Below are 19554 nucleotides of genomic sequence, written 5' to 3' on the forward strand. Positions count from 1 at the left end.
CTTTTAAATAAATCTAAAATCAAATCAACACTTCTAACTAACAATAGTCGCATGAGTGGGTGTTAACGGTTCGTAATTATGAATAAACTTAGACGCTTTTTCAATGTCAGGGGTTAAAGTCCGATCTTCGTTTAAAAAAGGTACCTGCTTTCGGAAGTCTAAGAATAATTTTGAGGTGCCCACACCTAATTTTAATTGAGGATCGGTAATTTTTCGTAGGTCTACTGCCTGGCTTGCATGCATTAATTCGATACCCATGACCCCGTAAAGATTGTTGATAATTTGCTTCGTTTTTTCAATAGCGAGTAATGAATTTGTAGCCACATCTTCTATTTCGCCAGCTACTGGATAATTTACTGCTTGAATCGACTTCCCAAGTTCTTGAATACTATCATTCAAGTAAATAAGTGGTTTTTGAATTGCTCCAAAGGCAATAGTGGTGTTATTAGGCGAGAGAAAGCGGGACAGATGAGTAAACCGCGGGGAACTTAATTTAATTGTTCTTTGGGTAGAGCTGGCAGAAAGATGACTTAAAGCAATATTCAATTCTTCAAAATTTAGCACCCAAGGAATCGGATCGAAATTTGCAGTAGGGATTACTGCTCCAGTCAACTGATTACCGCTAATATAGTAAATTTTTTCTTGTGGAGACGCATTGCTATCGGGAATGATATCCAGGATAACCGCTGGATTATCGTCGGAAGAATTGATTTGTAAATTGAGATTTTTTTCTAATACCTCCAAAACATCGCGGGCAGCACCATTTACCTGGCTTTCTGTGCGAAAACTCAATGGATCCTGGAGCGCCCTAGATTGCGAAAGTGAGAAGAGATAGGAGCCAGCCAAATTTTTAAGAACATTTTTTGCCGACTTTTGTTGCCCAGAATAAGGGCGAAGTTTCTGAACTGGCTCCATAAAGGGAGCAATGTTTCCATTTAACCCTTCTAAGCTTAATGCAGTGAGTAAATCATATTTGTCCAGCAATTTTTTTAAATCAAAAACAGTTAATGCTCCGATTCCTGCTGCATAGGCGTTTGAACTAAATAGTGCAAGCGCGTCTTTTGCGTATAGATTTAAGGGTTGTAAACCAGCCAATTTTAATGCCTCACTTGCCGGCATTTTTCTATTTTGATAAAAGACTTCCCCTTCTCCAATCATCGCAAGCCCTATTTGAGCAAGAAGTGTAATATCCCCTTCCCCTATCGTTCCCCCAGAAGGAAACATGGGAGTAATGCCTTTGTTTAGAAAATCAACAAACATATCAACGACAGCTGGCTGAACGCCTGCATGTCCCAACAAAAGGGTATTTAACCTTATTAACATAGCAGCTCGAACAGAATCAATTGGCGCGATAGGGCCGACAGAGGCACTTGTTGCATGAAGGTTTTTTAAGTTAAATTGCTCAGACAATTTTCTTGCCTCAGATGTAAGAATACTCCCATGAAATATCGTCTTATCTTTGTTTAAACCAACACCACGATTTAAGCCGTATACAGGTAAATTTTTTTCTGTTGCCAAAAGCAATAATTGATGTGAATTTTCAACTCTTCTTGCAGCAGCTTCGTCAATTCTAACCATCCAGCCTTGCCTTGCAATCTTTACAATATCATTAATGGTCAGATTTGAGCCGGTTAGAGTTAAGGCCTGAGTTTGATAGGAATAAGATACTTGGGAGCAAAGCAGAAGAAGTAAAATGAGAAATCTAGAATCTAAAATTTTTTGAATATACCAAGATAACATTGATTATGTCCCTTTCTCATAATTAATTGAATGATATCACTTATTCTTGTTAACTCTCCATAGTCTTATCTTTAAAAAAAGTAAGGGCAGAATCAAATATTTATTTTTTATAATTTATCCTCAATAACACAGCTTGCCTCAATTCCTTCTTGCTATAATTAAGTATAAGGGTGGTTTTTCGAGCATTTCCCATGTCTACGAAGCTTCATATCGTTTTGGTTGAGGATAATGTTATCAACCGAAATAAGATGAAACAAATTTTGGAAAAGCTATTTCCTTGTAAAGTAACAACATTTACCCATGGTATAGAAGCTGTTAATTTTCTACTTGCTCCATCAAGTGCGTATGATTTAGTTATTCTTGATGGCCGATTGCGTTCTCTTCCTCACACCTTACAAAGCTTTGCTATTGATGGACCTGATATCGCTGAGAGCTTAAAAGAAAAAGGGATAAAAGCAAGGGTTGTTTTATGGTCGAATGATCCAGATATGTTACAGCGTTTTGATGAAGTATATGGAAGAAGACTCCCCGAAATCGAAAAACCTTGTCGAGAAACAAACGTACAAGCTGTATTAGCTCCAATCATTCAATTAATGCTCTCAAATGAAACATCCCCACAAGATTTTAACGAGGCGGAAGATGCTTCAAGAATTTCCTCCTCACTCAATTAAATTGATTTTGTAATCAACCGATTAAGGATTAATAAATCCAATTACACCAATTAATTAGAACCATTTCATCTAAGCTAAATTTAAGCCAGTAATTCAAATACAATAGGCATAAACTTTATACCAAGATGTTAATCGAATTGCCTGCAATAAACGCAATACTTGCTAAAAAACTAGTTTTTGAACTATCCTTCACTCATAGAGAACTTATTTTTTTAATATCGCTTTGAGCAGTACACTGCATAACGAAAAAATTGCTTTTCCTAACCTGAGTTCGCATCAACTAGCAAATCTATGTGGTGCTTTTCATGAAAATATCAGATTTTTAGAGAGTTTTTTTAATATAACTATCAAGATTGGCCATGAAGAAATTAGTTTATTTGGTAATTCAAATATTCGCCTCAACAAAGCAAAGCAAATCATTAAACAACTTCATCAATTCGCTGATAAGCCGATTCAGGTTGAATTAATTAATTCATTATTATTTGAACAAGATGAGGATTCTCAAATCACCATGTCACCCATCAAACTGTCTCGAAAAACCATTTTGCCTCGTAATAAAAAACAAGCTGACTATCTAACAAGCATTAATGAGCATGATATTGTCTTTGCCGTTGGTCCCGCCGGTACTGGTAAGACTTATCTTGCAGTTTCTAAGGCAATTGAATGTTTTGAGAAAGGCGAAGTCCAACGACTTGTCTTTGTTCGCCCCGCAGTTGAAGCGGGAGAAAAATTAGGCTTTTTACCTGGAGACCTCGTTGAAAAGGTTCTGCCTTATTTGCGTCCCATTTATGATGCTTTATATGAAATGATTGGCTTTAAAGAAACCCAAAAACTTATCCAAACTGATGTTATCGAAGTCTTACCTTTAGCGTTTATGCGCGGTAGAACCTTAAATGAAGCCTTTATCATTCTCGATGAAGCCCAAAATACCACTATCACCCAGATGAAAATGTTTTTAACACGTATGGGTTTTGGCTCTAAAACAGTAATTACAGGTGATATGACGCAAACAGATTTACCTAAAGGAACCGATTCAGGATTAGCCCACGCCATTCGCCTACTCTCTAACATCAGTGAGATTAGCATCCATACATTTACAAGCCGTGAAGTCGTAAGGCATCCTCTGGTTTCTCAAATTATTGATTGTTATGACGAAGCCAAAAAGGATAAAGAATAAGGATAAGAATAATGAATTATCATATTGATTTACAGCATGCCTGTGCGCATTCTATTCCAGTCGCAGATGAATTACTCATTCAATGGGCAGAACTTACCTTAGCCGAACATAAAGAAACAGCAGAATTGACTTTGCGTTTAGTCGATGAAGAAGAAATGACCCACTTAAACCATACTTATAGGCAACAGAATAAAACAACCAATGTGCTTGCTTTTCCCAGTGCTATCCCTGATGACATCGAGCTTGATTTCCCTTTACTGGGCGATGTGATTATATGCCCATCAGTTTTGCAACGCGAGAGTCAGGAACTGGGTAAACCGGTTAATGAACATTGGGCCCATATTGTTATTCATGGGGTTTTACATTTATTAGGCTATGATCATATTAAGGATAGTGATGCTGAAATCATGCAAGCACTTGAGATAAAGCTACTTGCCCATCTAGGTTTTGCTAATCCTTACCAAATTGAGGGTGACAACATTGAGTAAAGAGGAAGAAAGCGGTTCATTACTTACGCGTTTGAGACAATTTTTACAAGTTGAGCCCCAGAATAAAGAGGAATTAATAGGGTTATTGCGCGACGCACACAGTCGCTCATTAATAGACTCAGAAACTTTGGGGATGATCGAAGGTGTCATTCAATTCACTCAAATGCGAGTCAGAGATATTATGCTTCCTAAGAAGCAAATGATTTCCATTTCCCAAGATGCCGAACTTAAAGAAGTTATTGAGCTTGTAACTAGAACGGGGCACTCTCGTTTCCCTGTAATTAGTACGCATGGAGAAGAAGTTATTGGCATTTTACATGCAAAAGATTTGCTACGCTTTCAAGCAGAGCAAAATCCTGAATTTGATTTACAAGATATTATTCGCCAAGCTACATTTGTTCCCGAAAGCAAGCGGTTAGATTTATTACTAAGTGAATTTCGCAATAACCGTAATCATATGGCCATCGTTGTCGATGAATACGGTACAGTGAGCGGATTTGTTACTATTGAAGATATCATTGAGCAAATAGTTGGTGACATTGAAGATGAATTCGATATTGACGAAGAAGCTTATATTAAGGCTCATAGTGACAATTATTATATCGTTAAAGCGCATACACCTATTGAAGAGTTTAATGAGCAATTGCATGCTCATTTCAGTGATGAGAACTATGACACGATTGGTGGTATTGTGATGACCAACTTTGGTTACTTACCTAAACGTGGTGAAGTGATTACAATTGACCAATTCGAATTTAAAGTGATTAACGCGGATGCGCGCAGAATTAAGCTTCTGGCTTGCTACGATAAGCGCCAACAATAGCGAATAAAATTGAGGAAAGTGAAGTAATGAGCAACCACATCTTAATTGTAGATGACGATACCGAACTAACCGATCTTTTGGTCCAATATCTGGAACCTGAAGGTTTTGAGGTTGTTTGTGTGCATGATGGTGAAAATGCCGTCAAAAAGGCACTCAATCAACCCTTTGATGCAATTATTCTTGATGTCATGCTCCCTAAGTTAAATGGTTTTGAAGTCTTAAAAGCAATTCGTGAGCATTTGGAAACGCCTGTGCTTATGTTAACAGCTCGTGGCGACGACATTGACCGTATTGTTGGTCTTGAAATTGGTGCTGATGATTATTTACCTAAACCATGCAATCCACGTGAGTTGGTAGCAAGGCTGCGTGCAATTCTCCGCCGCACACAAAAAATACCAGCTCAGCGCCCTATTATTGAACATCAAGGAATTCTTGTGGATTGTTCTAAACGAATCGCTACCCAACATGGTGAAGTTTTAGAGCTAACCAATGCTGAATTTAATATTCTTGAAATGCTTATCAAGTCACCCGGCCAAGCTTTTTCTAAGGAAGAATTAACAGAATACGCATTAGGCAGAAAATATACTGCCTATGATCGCAGCATTGATGTGCATATTTCTATTTTAAGAAATAAACTAGGTGATAATGAGGAAGGCGAACCTATAATAAAAACTGTTCGAGGCTTTGGGTACATGTTTAATGCGTAGTTTGTATTGGAAAATTTTCCTCTCCTTCTGGCTGGCCACCATTCTCATTATTATTACCACAGCTTGGGTAACAAGTGAGATCGCGCAAAAGTCATCAATCCCTGCTCGTGAGCGCGTTTTCATGGATAGTTATGCTACCGCTGCTGTCGCAACTTTTGAATCAGGACGTCATGAAGCCTTAGAAAAATGGCTCTCTCAAATGGGTGACTCTCGCCAGATGAATTTATATTTACTCACCAGCACTGGCGAAATTATAGGTGACCCTAAACCACCAGACGTTGTAAAACAAATTGCAGCAAACTTAGAAGAATTAGACGATGGCTTATTAAAATTTGGTGATATTATCGTAAGCCACGAAATTCTTTCGACTTCAGGTAGAGCTTATCGCCTTGTGGCCGTTAGTGAAAAACCTCTAGCTCATTTTGTTGAAATTCCTTGGGCTGGTCTGACAATACGCTTACTTATCGCAATTATTATCAGTGGACTTATTTGTTATTTCTTGTCAATTTATCTTACAAAACCACTTCGCTCATTACGATTAGCTGCCAAATCAATAGCTACAGGTAAATTAAATACCCGGGTTGGACATTTTAAAGGCCATCGGCATGACGAAATTGCTGAGTTGAGTGGCGAATTTGATCGCATGGCAGAACAACTTGAAGGAATAATGAATTCCAGAGAACGACTTCTGCAAGACATCTCACATGAACTACGCTCTCCATTAGCTCGACTACAAATCGCGATTGAGTTAGGAAGAAACAAGGTCAATCACGCTGCTGAAGCGGAGTTTTCTCGTATGGAAATGGAGTGTTTACGCTTAAATACTTTAATTGGGGAAATACTCGAGTTCGCTAGACTTGATAAGTTATTAGTACCGCTTAATAAAACTCTGGTTAATTTACCCGATTTACTTAAACACATCATTGCAGATGCTAATTTCGAAGTAAGTAAAGGAAAACCGGTCGTCGTATTGCGTCAATCACAAAACAGCGAATTGTTTCTTGATGAACGTTTAATTCATCGGGCTATAGAAAATATCATCCGTAATGCGTTGCGTTATTCTGCGCCTGATCCACATATAGATGTCACTTTACATTCTGCAGAATCGAATACCGAAATTTACATTGACATCAAAGATAATGGACCGGGTGTTCCGGACGATCAGTTAACCAAAATTTTCAGCCCGTTCTACCGTGTTGATACCTCAAGAGAGAAGAAAACCGGTGGCTATGGTCTTGGCTTATCCATAGCTCAACAAGCCATTAAATTACATCATGGAGAAATTCACGCATTGAATCGTCAAAATGGTGGATTATTGGTCAGGATTAGTTTGCCAATTTTGGTTAATCAACAATATACTTAATGCTATCCAATTTATAATAACTACTTGAACTTCTTCACAAAATCTAATTACCATTACTCACCCAATAACATTAGGTAATTTGATGTGCCTAACTACGCAAAAAATCTCGATAAAGCCAGTAGTACTTTTTTCTTTTTCGGTTTCGCCATCTCTCAACTTCGGTTTGCACCTTTTGTCATCTCTGCTTTTGCTAAAATTTCTTCATTATTCTTCTATCTTATCGCTTATGTGCTTTGGTTAGCAGCTAGCCACCTTTACCCTGATCATCCCCGTTTAAGGAGAGAATGGTATGGTTTTGCTCAATTTAAGAATCAGCATAGAATAGCTGCAGCTCTTGGCACCCTAGCAGTAATTTGCAGTATTATCACTTTTGTTTTTCCTATCATCGCGGTTCCTGCAAGCTGGCTTTTTGTCATCAGTAACGTTTTTTGGTTAATTAGTGAATATCATAAAAAGCAAAATCCGCCGGACGAAGAAGATTATTCGAACGAACGCCAACATATTTATTTAATTTACGCATCGCTAATAACCTCAATGGCAATAATCACAGCTGTAGCAACCACGATTATTGCTTTTTATCCTATTGCCACCATCGCAACCATTTTGTTAGCCTCTTTATTTAGTATTTGTTTAGGCACAGTTGCCTTCAAATATTGGGCAGAATATACTTTTTTTGATTATCAAATGGATTCAGTCAATGCCAGCTATAAACTATTTTTGTCCAATGAATTAGGTCAAAATTCAGAGAATCAACCTGGGCTGCAGAGAATTGAGCTTAATAACTACCCATCGCCAATTTTAACTCCTGAACATTCCAAAAAACACAGGAAACCAGAACCTACATCGCCCACTGAGCACACACTTCGCTTATTCGATTAAGATTAATTTGCCCTTATCATACAATTGGTTAAAATAGGCCAGCCGATGGATAAATTTAGCTAATTCTACTTAGGATTTTTAAAAGGAAAGAAGCGATGGGAATGTTAACCGAAGGATTGAAAATTAAAGTTCAACAATTAGCTAATCATAAAATTAAGCACCTACTTCTAGACCATCTTGTTGAGGATAAAGATAATCCCTCCGAATTATTTACCAATCATTTCACTAACGACCGTAACACAATTCCAACCCAACAGGATTTAGAAGAAAATCATATCATTGCTCTTGTGTACAAATATGCACCAACAGGATTATGCGAGAAGTTAACCGAATTATTATTGAAGGTTCAAAATACTGAATTTGTACGCTTGCTTTCCCATGAAACTAAAGCTGGGGATGAATCATTATTGTATACCTTACTGAATTGTGCTCCTGATAGTTCAAGACGAAAAATTACAGAAAATTTGAGAACTCTTCGAGAAGATGAAATCATCAATTTATTATTTTGCAGCCCCAATTCTACGACACCTAACATCATTAATTTTTTAAAGTTGACTAATTCAACCGATCAGCAGTCTGTCATTTCCCTTATTGAAGCGCTATCTAAAATAGATAAAAAAAGACTCCTCCCTCTATTACTTCCTGACGGGTTTATCGCATTATTTAAACAAAAACCATCCGATGAATTAGCACTTGCTTTGTTAAAATTACTTGACGGTTATGAACGGAATGATTTGCTCAAATTAATCCAAGGATCAAGTCAAAATTTTCTCAACTATAGCAAAAGTACTAACTTACTCCACATCATCTTCAATTCACAGTCAAAAACGATTGTTTCAGAATTCTTAAAAATCTTAGGAAATAATCTCAGCGACGTCGACATAAAATACATGTTATCAAAAAGAGACGAATATAACAGAACTCCTATCGAATCTGCTTTTGTTCGTAATGATCAGTCCGGTGTCGATACTTTTCTGATAGGGATGTTGTATACAAATGAGCAGCTGCGACCGTTATTAACTGAAGTGTCCCTACTACAGCCCATGTCGATAATGCACACGGCAGTAGCCGAAAAAAGAGTCGAGGTTGTCGCCTGCTACCTTGAACAACCAGGCCAACTCAATGATTCCGCGACCACTTCCTTGCAAGATCTGGCTCAAGCAAAAGGGTTTAAAGCGATCACTGATCTTTTTCGCGCGCTACCTCTTTTAAATCTTACCAAGACAAAATTGTCGGAGCTGCCTGTTGAAAAGATAGAAGCCTACATAAAAGCTGATCAAAGCATTCTTCAATCTCGCTGGATGGGAAATAAAACCCTTTTACATCATGCTGCATCCCAAGGACACACAACCCTTGTAGAACTTTTCCTCAAATACGGTCTTCCAACCAATTTAAAGGACAGTGAAGGACGCACTGCTGTTGATGAGGCTTTAGACAATAATCACTTAGATACTTTAAAATCACTCACTTTAAATTTAAAACTCACCACGGTGTACGCCTTTGCTGATGCACTTAATCAAGCCCCCCAACCAATAAATACCTATGAGGGACTAGAAAACATGCTAAGAGAGGGAAAACCAGCCTCTCTGCAAGCCTATTGTAGCCAATTTAATGATAGCTATATTTATTTTCTTACCGAAATAGCCCGATTATTTTTGATCCAAAAAAGGCAGACTAATTCAGAGCATATCAAGAATGACTCAACATTAGAAAATGCAATTAAAATTTACATAAAAAACAACTTGCAAACCCTCCAAAGCAGCACTCCCCTTCAGCAAAACGCAATTCAACTTCATCTGATTATCTTACTTTTCTCTTTACCGACTAAAGAGCGTATTGTACTCCTTTCATCACTTACCCTTTCTCATCAAGAAAAGACTCAGCTCAGTTTAGTTTTATCACGTGCTTTGATTTACCCTGGAGTTTACAAAAACTTAAGAAGAATTGACTATCAACAAAATTACCAATTGATTAGACAATTAGTCCCGCATGATCCAACTGTACTCGAGAGTATTGCAAATATTCATTTGCAAAAAGCCAATTTATCTGATTTTCCTGTAGAAACACTGAAAGAGTTTGCTACCATTAGTCGGAGATCTTTGGTTCAATTCACTAATCAGCGAATTTGCCCAATACTTATAGCACTCACTCTCGAAGAACTACTCAACAATACGCCTCCTGCGCAAATGGCTTTGGACCCTTTGTTTATGCAGTTAAAGCATGAACTCCAATTGATAGATCAAGACCCTTTTGGCTTACCGCATTCTCTTAATTTTCAGTACATTTTAAACCTAGCAACAACCCCACGTCTTAAAGCGTTTATCCGTCAAATCATTGGCAAAACGGCTCCTAATTTAAAATCGAGTCTAAGTAGACTAGTCTTAAATGCCGTTAATACAACAGATCTGTTACCGAATAGTTTATTATCTGAGTTAATGAGTGAATACGCTTGCAGTTCAGAATTACTTTTACAACCTGAACATCATCGGGCTTTATCCGAAGTACTCGCTGTGGCTTCACCAGAGAATGCCAGTTCAATGATTCGGACCATACAAAAAAATCTCCTTCCTAAAGTTACTGCTGCTTCTTTACTTTTAGTCGGTGCATTTGAACCAGGAAATGAGGCTTTAACTTTATGGTTTTACCGATTGGAAAGTAAAAGCAAACGTCTTGATTTGGCTCCACTAATTGTACAAATTGACAAGTTTCATGCTAGAGCCTTGCAATTTTGTAGTTCGTTAACTGAAGATAAATACCTCTCCCTGCATGAGTCAATAACCAATTTAGCCAATTGCCTTAATGAAATTTCGTCCTATCTATTTGAAATCCATCTTGATCAAAAGAATTCATCATGGGATTCCAGACTTGAGAATTCTTTATCAAAATTAAACCTTATCTTGGGACAAATACAAACTCAGTTTAGTGAAAACAAATCCGGCCTTAAATCAGATTTTCACTCACTGCCTGCCGAATTAAACCGCTTTATTAGCTCAGAAGAATTAACATCGTTAAGTAGTAAAATTAGTTCATTATGCCAAGGTTTCGATGATTTAGAGCAACGGATTGCTGACTATCATAGAGCTATCAAAATTAAACAAAGCGAATCCAGCTCTAACTTAAATCTAAGCACCATTGAAGAAACTAACCTGCTTTTAAATCGCATAAGCCAACATGTTCTTGCAGGTATTTTACGGAATCCTCATTGCAACCAGCTTTTACCACAACTTTTTGATTGGATTTTTAGCTGTGGATCTGAAATTTCCAGCGAAACATTATATCAGAACATGAGTCAACTAACAGGAACAACTCAACCACATGACTGGCTTGAAGTTGATAAACAAATTGACTATTTACTTTCCTTGAGAAACGAGGTGATGACAGTTCTGCTCGATCTGCAGATAGCATTAATTTCACCACCAGCTACCTTGGACAGTTTGTTGCTCAGCCTTTATAACAATGATGAGGCCGTTTTGCAAAAAACAGCTGAGCTTTGCTCTTTAGCACAATTGCATGAATTCAAGGCTGTAATTCATTACGTGATCACTGCAAAAAGAAACAATATCCAATTAGAGCTATTAAAAATTGATGCTCCTTTAAAAATCTCTGACGTTTCAAATTGGATACACCATAATTTGACTGCCATTGATTCCTATGCAAATCGAGCAATCTCATTTAAAGCGCTTAAAGCAGGCATTTATCTGGAAAACATGGCAGGAGGGAAACTTCAAGCTAAAGAAGCTTACGCACGTGCTGCTTCATTTGATGAAATGCTTGAAGCAAATATAGCAAACCCTGGCCCAAAGGCAATCATCGCGCTGATTTCATCTCACATCCCAATGCTAACCGCTACACCGAGATCATTGGAGCATCGTCTTTTCATTTTAAAACTTCATAGTTTATTTAAACACACGAAATCATCAATAGTAGCAGAGACAGTCAGTCAAATGCCATCCGAAATGCTGGAATTAATTCTTGAGCAGTGCCTATTGGGTTTAAACGGCGAAGATAAAACAGCCGGAAATCAAGAAAATAGGTTATCCGATGAGGCGTGTCGGAGCTTACTGAATAATTTATGCATTTACTCGCAATCTAACGAGAACTCTTTAAATTTAATAAAAGAACGTTTAGGCCAACAGGATTTAGGGGTACTTGGGGATGACAAACTCGTCGCAATAGCGAAAGAAATTCTTGCTGAGTCTGGTAAATGCTTAACCGATTATACCTTGAATGCAATTTGGATCCAAAGATTACTTGTCAATCCTCGTTTTGTGGCCGCCTTAACCTCATGTTCAACTGATACCGCTGCCAAAATACTACAAACACTTAGCGATCGTTATCGGTATTACTCAATGATCTTAAAACAAGATGAATACGATAGACTTAGTCAATTTCTAAAAGGAAAAATGAAATTTTCTGACGACGATAAAGCAAGTATGGAAAAACTTCGAAATGAAATTTTAGCTGACCCGATAAGAAAGGATCACCACCTAAAGAGATTACAAAACATCTTAGAGTTTCGTGCTGACGATTGCATTCGTGCACTATTTAATCAACTTGAAGACAATTGTCATGAATTACAAGAATCTTGCCCGGAAATAGCGAAAGCAGCATTAGAGGTATTATCTACCCATTATAACAACCGTATAGCAGGAGTGCGGTCAGATTTGTTATTTAAAATTGCGGATTATATTGTGAGTAACGTTTCTCAAAATAAAGGTGATCTTGAACAAGATAAAAGCAAACTTGTGACGTGGTTAAAAACGTATTTACCTCATAAAAATTTTGAACAAACAGAGTTGGCCCGCAAGCAACAAGTTTTTCTTTACAATGAGAAACGTCAGAAAATTGGCTTTATTAATGAAGCAAATTACGCCATGACCTTGGGGGTTCCACCGCACCCTTTACTCGGACAACAAGGCATTATTGCAGGAACACGTTTTTTTGATAGCCAACGACGGGTAATCGGCACACTTACGACAACAGGGCAAATTCAGCACGAGAATTTATTTCAAAAACAAACTTCAGCTTTGCTATTAGCTACCGTACCTACAGAGCAATTAGAAGAGTCGCCGGAAACACTGTATTTATTAATGAGCGACGTTCTCACTGAAAATGCTGTCGATGATTTATATGAGAAAGCAAACCCCAATAAGCATGCCTGGATAACGGAGCAGATTCAAAGACAACTGATAAGTACTTCGAGAGCAGTTCCAAAAGAAAGCTTACACAGGCTAGCACAAAGTAGTCATCCCGATTCATTTTTTACATTATTAGCTCATATTAAGTTACAAGAAAATGCTGAGCAATTTTTTGAACTTATTCTTGCGGATCCAATTCAGCGTCATGAGCTATTGACTGACCAAAGGAAGCAAAAATTAGTTTTTGATTTTTTTGCACGACATGATACAAGTTTATTATTGGCCCATTATTTAATTAATCATAAAGAGCACCCTTGGTTTAGCCAAGGATTTCAATTATTTGGACTCTATGCACACAAGACTAGCCAACCTGATTTATTAATCAGGGCGTTAGCTCATCTTGGTGAATATACTTTTGTGCAAAAAACTTTAGCTGAGCAAGAATATGATTCTATATTAACTAAATTAATCAGCTGTCAAGCATGCGCATCAGTCATTTGGCAATATTTCTTGAATGCAACAAGTTTAACAAATATTCAAGACATCGATTCAGAACTTAGCACCCTACTTACATCCTGTTTTTTTAAGCACCATTGTTTACCCGCTATCAACGAATTGAATAAGCAGGGCAATTTGACACAAACTGCTCAACATCGACTGCTGATTCTTATTTTTGCAAAACAGCGCGAACAACTTTTTCATCCTCAGGAACTTCGTTTTTCCTCCAAAATGGCATGGTCTCAAAATGAGCTCGAACAAATGACCATTTTTGTCAAGCGACATTTTCATCAACACGCTAACGCTGATAAGAATCTTGGTGTGGGAAAAGAACTTCTTTCTGAATTAGTGTTTCGCTGTGCTAATTTCGGACTAACTAGCTTATTTTATCAAAATGATCGTTTAGATCCGACGATTGCCACCCAAACATTAGACCGCTCTTTACTCAATGCAATTGCAGCGAAAGATTACCTACCGAAAGAGCTTAAGGAAAAAATCAATGACATTTATTCAATAATAATTGGTTGGTTTGATAATCAGCATATCGAAAACAAACGGGCTCTTGATCAACTAAAAGAACATCACGCGATCATTGATTGGAAAGAACTAAGCAACCAAGCTTGGGAAGTCAATGACTCAATGACACAAATGCCTTTGATCAGCGCTTACTTAATCAATTATTCAGGGAAGCAAGGAGCTCTTGTTAAACTGATAAAAGATTATGTTAGCCACCCAATGATTAAAACAAAACCCGCTTACTTGAAACATATTTCGCAAGTCATGGCTAAATTTCCTCAACGGGATCTCAGTAATTGTATTTTCACAGCACTTGAGGAGCTTGTCACCGAAAATCCCAATTATTTAAGCGAAGATTTACTCGACCATATGGCAAAGTTTTACACAAGTAAATTTCCTGAAAAAACCAAGAAAAAATTCAGTCCAGAAATTAATTTAATCAATCACTTTGGCCAGCAGCAGAAATATGGGTTAGTAATGCGAAGCTGCGAATTACTGGAAATGGAGACGCTGAACACCTCGGCACAAGATCTTTTACGGAAAATAAACAGAGAAGCCAAAGTTGAGTCGTTCTTATTTCAACATAAGAGCAGTTGGTACTTTCCAATCTTACAATTTTTCTTAAGGTTGTTAAGCTATGGACTCAACGGAGAAACTAATGCATCAAAAGTGGTGACCTTTTGCGATCGAGAAAGCGACTACTCTTCTCCAGCCGTTGTACCTCAATTAATCAGAACTCCGGTCAAAAGTGGTGAAGAAATTGAGCAAGCTAAAACACTTGCCGAAAACACAGGAAAATTAAGAGTCCGCTATGAAAAATTTTTAAAAGCTGAGCAGCTTAGAAAAGCAAAAGAAGAAAAAAAGGCTCAAAGTGCTACACATTCACCTTATCGAAGTAACTTAAGCCCAGTCCATTTTGCTCCAAGGCAAGGCTTGGAATGTGGTACCGAGGCTGCACTACATCCAGAGCTTAGATATACTGAAACCCTGGCAGCTATTTAGCTGTGCCCCTTCGCTTTGCAACTCGGACAACGGAGCAGCCCGAGTTGTAGGTAAAAGCGTACCCTACGAATCCAAAGTCACAATCCCTACGTACATAAATAGATTTGATTCAAGGCTTGACGGCAAAGAACCTGCAACACTGTGCCCAACACCCAACTCAATAATTGCTATTCTATACAATAGTCAATCTATGACTTGTAACTCAAGCATATAATTTAGTATAGTTTGGAACCAATTTTGGAGTAATGTATGGCCGACAGAATTGAGACGATGATTCGCAAAGCAAGAGACGTATTACCTAATGCCTATGCCCCCTATTCTCATTATCAAGTAGCGGCTTGTTTATGCACCGATGATAATCAATTTTATACTGGTGTTAATGTTGAAAACGCATCTTATGGTTTAACCATTTGCGCCGAAGCCGCTGCCATTTGTCAAATGATTACTGCTAACAAACAAAAAATAAAAAGTTTAGTTTTATTAAATGGGGCAGACAATATATGCTCACCGTGTGGTGCATGTCGCCAACGAATTGCTGAATTCTCAACTAATGAGACAATGATTTATCTTTGTAACCATCAGAGCGTCATAAAATCAATGACAATTACTGAACTATTACCCCTCGCCTTTAATTTTAAGCCTTAACCTGGAATAGAGATGACAAAAATGAATAAATGCGCTGCGCAGTTAGCAGCAGAAAAGATCAATCAATTATTGCCAAATTTTAAACCAACTCTAGGGATTGTGCTGGGCTCAGGATTAGGAAGTTTTGCTGAGCAGTTAGAGGATGCTGTATGCATTAGCTATGATGAACTGCCTGGTTTTCCAAAGACGACGGTAGTTGGGCATGGTGGAAAATTGGTTATAGGCTATATCCACGGTGTTGGCGTTGCCTGTTTACAAGGCCGAGCGCACAGTTATGAAGGAGCCAACCATGAAACAGTGAAAACTTATGTGCGCTGCTTACGCTTATTGGGTTGCGATTATTTTTTTGCCACAAATGCTTCCGGGTCTCTTCGTGAGGAGGTAGGTCCTGGTGAACTAATGTTAATCACTGATCATATTAATCTTCAACCTGGTAATCCTTTAGTTGGTCCAAATGACGATGAGTTTGGCCCACGTTTTATCCCTCTGGATAATGCTTATGATCTGCAAATAAGGGATAAATTATTGAAAATTGCCCAAAATGAGAAAATTAAGCTACATCAGGGTGTTTATATCGCAGTGCTAGGACCAAATTATGAAACGGCAGCAGAAATACGTGCATTTCGCATTCTAGGTGCTGATGCTGTTGGCATGTCGACCGTTCCTGAGGTTTTAGTTGCAAATCATTGCGGTATGAAAGTAGCCGTGATTGCAATCATTACTAATTATGCGACTGGACTATCGGCTACTAGCCATAGTCACGAGGCAGTGGTGCAAATGGCTGCAAATGCTGCTGAAAAACTAGGCCAATTGCTTAAACAATTTATTGCGAGCTTAACATGAGCCTCGAAGAAGAATATTTGTCGGTTTTCGCTGAGCTAAAAGAAGCATTAAAATTGTGCTCACCTATAAACAAAGAGGTGATCCCGCTCATTGATCTCACCTTGCTTGACGAGGCAGCAAGTGACTATGCTCTATCAGCCCTCGATCAAAAAGCGCGTCTCTATCATGTTGCAGCGATTTGTGTCTATCCACAACATTTAACAAAAATGACACCCTCGTCAGGCGTCAAGTTAGCTACTGTCATTAATTTTCCTGAAGGTGATCAACCAACCCAACAGGTTCTTGCTTCTATCGATGCCCTTTTATCAGCTAAGTTAGTGGATGAAATTGATTATGTGTTCCCTCACCAAATTTATTTAGAGGGTGAAAAGGAATTTGCTTTGTCCCAATGCCAACAAGCCTACGCACGCTGTAAACATGCAGGTATTACTTTTAAAGTTATTCTAGAAACAGGTGCATTACCCTCTTTGGAGTGTATTTACCGGCTCAGCAAGGAAGTGATTGGCGCAGGTTGTGATTTTCTAAAAACTTCCACAGGCAAAATTGCTCAAGGGGCAACAATTTCAGCGGCATTTGCTATCCTTCAAGCGATAAAGGAGAGTAAAACAAACTGCGGATTAAAAATCTCTGGTGGATTAAAAAAACCAGAGCAAGCATTTACTTATATGACATTAGCCAAACAAATGCTGGGACGAGAACTCGATCAATCCTGGTTTCGCATTGGAGCTAGCAGCTTATTGGACGAATTATTAATCTCATGAAATCACCTCATTTCCTTCAGGATCGAGTTGCTAGTAGTACCCCCAGCCACATAATGAGACCATACCAGTTATTTGAAAGGAAAGCATGGAAGCATTCTTCTCTCTGCCGTTTAGCAATTAATTTTTGCTGGTATATTAAAATACCGGCTCCAATAGCCCAGCAACTATAAAAAAAGAATGAAAAATCAAGTTGAAATGCAAGCCCCAACCAAAGAATATGAAGTAAGAATTGGAAAATACCGATGATTATTTTGTCATAATGAGCGAATAAAATTGCCGTGGATTTAACTCCTATGCGCAAATCATCATCACGATCGACCATGGCATATTGGGTATCATACGCGATTATCCATAAAAAATTAATCGACAATAAATACAGCATGGCACTATTAGGTACATCTACAACCGCGAAAACCATGGGAATCCCCATTGAAAAAGCGACCCCTAAAACAAATTGAGGTCCTTGAATGAATCGCTTACAAAATGGATATAAAATAGTTACAAAAACTGCTGCAAGAGCATAATAAAAACACACTTTAGGAAGTTGGATGAGCACTAGAAATGCACAAAATAAAAGAAAAACAAGCAAGATAAGTGCTTCAATCAATCCTATCTCTCCTGAAACCAAAGGGCGTGACTGAGTGCGTTTTACATGTGCATCAACATGACGATCGGCTATATCATTTATTACACATCCAGCCGAACGCATTAAAATTGTTCCAAGAAAAAAAAGAAGAGTAACGAAAGGAGCCGGCTTACCCTCATAGGCAATCCATAAAGCCCAAGCTGTTGGCCACCATAAAAGTAAAATACCTACCGGTTTATGAAGCCGCATTAACTTAAGAAAACCAACCCAATTCACGCACTTACCCTCATAAGCCCTGGAAGTAGAATTTCTATTAGATAGAAATTAAACATGACATCAGTATTAAAAATAGATAATCTTGCCCAAAATTGCTCTTCCTTCTTTAGCACTAAAAAAGGGTTAAGCCAATGATACTCTATGCATTGCGAAGTAATTTGGTAGTTTACCAACTGGACACGTTTAATTCTGGGTTCATTAAAAATGATTACACCTAAAGACTCTTGGGTTAACCGGTTAAAAAAACGATGACTTGCTTGGTAGGTGTGCTCAGGAACAATAGTGCGAGCATACCAACAAGGTATTTGATGAGAAGACATTAGTATTTCCCTGTGCAAAATCGGTTTTTCGGATATTCCCAAGGTATGTTTATCCCACCAATTCGGGGCTGTCCAATATTGCTTAAGCACCACGAGTTCAGCATCCCCGCTCAAAGCCTGCAGTTTATCAGTTAATGATGCCTGATGAGTCAGCCAAGGTAATAGATTGTCAGGCGGGTTATGGTGGGCTTGCAATAAATGCGCAATATCAATAGACATAATTTAAAATAAAAAAACTGATTTAAGCTGGATTAGTATACATCTGTCTTTGCAAAAGTACTAATTAGAAACAATCTTATAACATTCTTTGTTTAGACTAATTATCAAATCAATGTCTACAATTAATTACAAGGAATTATAGTAAAGGCCTACTAGAAATGAAGCTTATTCTTCGCTTGTTAATCTTGCTTTTATGTATTTTCTTTAATGCCTCCCCACTTTATGCCAACATCCGAGTGGGTACCCTTCTTTTCTACCCTCCTTTCGCAAATTCTGGCGGCGGCGGATTTGACAACGACCTGATCCAAAAAATTTGTCAGCGGTTACACGAGACGTGCATCCTCGTGCCAATGGACTCGAATCAATTATATCCTGCGTTAGATAACGGGAAAATTGACATAGCTATCGGTCTTATTTCTATTTCATCAAATGAATCTTCAAAGTATACCTATAGCCTACCTTACTTGGTTAGCAAAGGGCAATTCTTAGTTTCAAACGGCAATATCAAATCCATTCAAGATTTAAAGGGGAAAAAGGTAGGGGTGATTCGAGGGAAAGAAGATAATGCTGATACATTTTATAATTATTTAATCACTAATTTTAACGGATTATTTGAGATTATACAGTTTGATGATATAGAAGATTTAATCACTTCTTTAAATGGTGGCGATATTGCAGGTGCTTACATCCATAAATCAGCTGCGTCATATTGGGCACGTAATAGTAACGGGGAGTTAGTGGCTTTAGATCCCGCCAATACATTAGGAGAAGGTTTGGCAATGATTGCATTACCTGCAAATGCGCCTTTAATCCAACGCATCAATCAACAATTACAACAAATGGAAAAAGATTCAACATTTTTAAATTTATACAATACCTATTTCGGCCAATTATAATTTAGT

15 protein-coding genes are annotated in these 19554 nt (G+C 38.0%); 12 read left to right on the forward strand and 3 right to left on the reverse strand.

Annotation, left to right across the window (positions count from 1 at the left end):
• Window positions 1-33: 33 nt before the first annotated feature.
• Entirely contained in the window at window positions 34-1740 is a 1707-nt protein-coding gene (locus tag LMI_RS08295; RefSeq protein WP_052679500.1) for an HAL/PAL/TAL family ammonia-lyase, read from the reverse strand.
• A gap of 191 nt (window positions 1741-1931) precedes the next feature.
• Here LMI_RS08295 and LMI_RS08300 point away from each other — a divergent pair, with 191 nt between their 5' ends.
• From LMI_RS08300 to deoC, 11 genes are all read left to right on the forward strand, one after another.
• Complete coding sequence (locus tag LMI_RS08300) at window positions 1932-2411, forward strand: response regulator (protein WP_058393248.1); 480 nt, start codon at window positions 1932-1934, stop codon at window positions 2409-2411.
• Window positions 2412-2634: 223 nt separating this feature from the next.
• The gene (locus LMI_RS08305) at window positions 2635-3588 is read left to right on the forward strand and encodes a PhoH family protein (RefSeq protein WP_045099382.1); all 954 of its coding nucleotides are present in this window, start codon (window positions 2635-2637) and stop codon (window positions 3586-3588) included.
• A gap of 11 nt (window positions 3589-3599) precedes the next feature.
• Window positions 3600-4076, forward strand: a complete 477-nt coding sequence (ybeY, locus tag LMI_RS08310) for an rRNA maturation RNase YbeY (protein WP_045099383.1) — start codon at window positions 3600-3602, stop codon at window positions 4074-4076.
• Window positions 4069-4899, forward strand: coding sequence for a CorC family transporter (locus LMI_RS08315; RefSeq protein ID WP_045099384.1), 831 nt, complete (start codon window positions 4069-4071; stop codon window positions 4897-4899). Before ybeY ends, LMI_RS08315 begins: the two co-directional genes overlap by 8 nt.
• A gap of 26 nt (window positions 4900-4925) precedes the next feature.
• Window positions 4926-5606 (forward strand): two-component system response regulator CpxR, encoded by a 681-nt coding sequence (cpxR, locus tag LMI_RS08320; RefSeq protein ID WP_045099385.1) that lies wholly within the window; start codon window positions 4926-4928, stop codon window positions 5604-5606.
• Window positions 5599-6969, forward strand: a complete 1371-nt coding sequence (cpxA, locus tag LMI_RS08325; RefSeq protein ID WP_045099386.1) for a two-component system sensor histidine kinase CpxA — start codon at window positions 5599-5601, stop codon at window positions 6967-6969. The genes cpxR and cpxA overlap by 8 nt, the downstream gene beginning before the upstream one ends.
• Before the next feature lie 84 nt (window positions 6970-7053).
• On the forward strand, window positions 7054-7848 hold the full coding sequence (locus tag LMI_RS08330; RefSeq protein ID WP_052679501.1) for a hypothetical protein: 795 nt from the start codon (window positions 7054-7056) through the stop codon (window positions 7846-7848).
• A gap of 95 nt (window positions 7849-7943) precedes the next feature.
• The gene (locus LMI_RS08335; RefSeq protein WP_045099387.1) at window positions 7944-15002 is read left to right on the forward strand and encodes an ankyrin repeat domain-containing protein; all 7059 of its coding nucleotides are present in this window, start codon (window positions 7944-7946) and stop codon (window positions 15000-15002) included.
• A 249-nt stretch (window positions 15003-15251) separates the two neighbouring features.
• Complete coding sequence (gene cdd / locus LMI_RS08340) at window positions 15252-15647, forward strand: cytidine deaminase (RefSeq protein ID WP_045099388.1); 396 nt, start codon at window positions 15252-15254, stop codon at window positions 15645-15647.
• Window positions 15648-15659: 12 nt separating this feature from the next.
• Window positions 15660-16490: a purine-nucleoside phosphorylase gene (locus LMI_RS08345; RefSeq protein WP_045099389.1), complete on the forward strand. Its 831-nt coding sequence runs from the start codon at window positions 15660-15662 to the stop codon at window positions 16488-16490.
• Complete coding sequence (gene deoC, locus LMI_RS08350) at window positions 16487-17251, forward strand: 2-deoxyribose-5-phosphate aldolase (protein ID WP_045099390.1); 765 nt, start codon at window positions 16487-16489, stop codon at window positions 17249-17251. The genes LMI_RS08345 and deoC overlap by 4 nt, the downstream gene beginning before the upstream one ends.
• 16 nt (window positions 17252-17267) lie before the next feature.
• Here the strand turns inward: deoC and ubiA are convergent, their stop codons facing one another.
• Window positions 17268-18113: a 4-hydroxybenzoate octaprenyltransferase gene (gene ubiA / locus LMI_RS08355; RefSeq protein ID WP_074454222.1), complete on the reverse strand. Its 846-nt coding sequence runs from the start codon at window positions 18111-18113 to the stop codon at window positions 17268-17270.
• Window positions 18110-18652 (reverse strand): chorismate--pyruvate lyase family protein, encoded by a 543-nt coding sequence (locus LMI_RS08360; RefSeq protein ID WP_045099391.1) that lies wholly within the window; start codon window positions 18650-18652, stop codon window positions 18110-18112. Before LMI_RS08360 ends, ubiA begins: the two co-directional genes overlap by 4 nt.
• Window positions 18653-18810: 158 nt before the next feature.
• Here LMI_RS08360 and LMI_RS08365 point away from each other — a divergent pair, with 158 nt between their 5' ends.
• Entirely contained in the window at window positions 18811-19548 is a 738-nt protein-coding gene (locus LMI_RS08365) for a transporter substrate-binding domain-containing protein (protein WP_045099392.1), read from the forward strand.
• Window positions 19549-19554 lie beyond the last annotated feature (6 nt).

Source organism: Legionella micdadei (genome assembly GCF_000953635.1).
Lineage (GTDB): Bacteria > Pseudomonadota > Gammaproteobacteria > Legionellales > Legionellaceae > Tatlockia > Tatlockia micdadei.

Bases quoted from the DNA above. Each gene is read 5' to 3' on its own strand.
- LMI_RS08360 (WP_045099391.1), bottom strand. From the start codon at position 18,652: ATGTCTATTGATATTGCGCATTTATTGCAAGCCCACCATAACCCGCCT.
- LMI_RS08365 (WP_045099392.1), top strand. From the start codon at position 18,811: ATGAAGCTTATTCTTCGCTTGTTAATCTTGCTTTTATGTATTTTCTTT.
- LMI_RS08345 (WP_045099389.1), top strand. From the start codon at position 15,660: ATGACAAAAATGAATAAATGCGCTGCGCAGTTAGCAGCAGAAAAGATC.
- LMI_RS08335 (WP_045099387.1), top strand. From the start codon at position 7,944: ATGGGAATGTTAACCGAAGGATTGAAAATTAAAGTTCAACAATTAGCT.
- ybeY (WP_045099383.1), top strand. From the start codon at position 3,600: ATGAATTATCATATTGATTTACAGCATGCCTGTGCGCATTCTATTCCA.
- LMI_RS08295 (WP_052679500.1), bottom strand. From the start codon at position 1,740: ATGTTATCTTGGTATATTCAAAAAATTTTAGATTCTAGATTTCTCATT.
- cdd (WP_045099388.1), top strand. From the start codon at position 15,252: ATGGCCGACAGAATTGAGACGATGATTCGCAAAGCAAGAGACGTATTA.
- cpxR (WP_045099385.1), top strand. From the start codon at position 4,926: ATGAGCAACCACATCTTAATTGTAGATGACGATACCGAACTAACCGAT.
- LMI_RS08300 (WP_058393248.1), top strand. From the start codon at position 1,932: ATGTCTACGAAGCTTCATATCGTTTTGGTTGAGGATAATGTTATCAAC.
- cpxA (WP_045099386.1), top strand. From the start codon at position 5,599: ATGCGTAGTTTGTATTGGAAAATTTTCCTCTCCTTCTGGCTGGCCACC.
- deoC (WP_045099390.1), top strand. From the start codon at position 16,487: ATGAGCCTCGAAGAAGAATATTTGTCGGTTTTCGCTGAGCTAAAAGAA.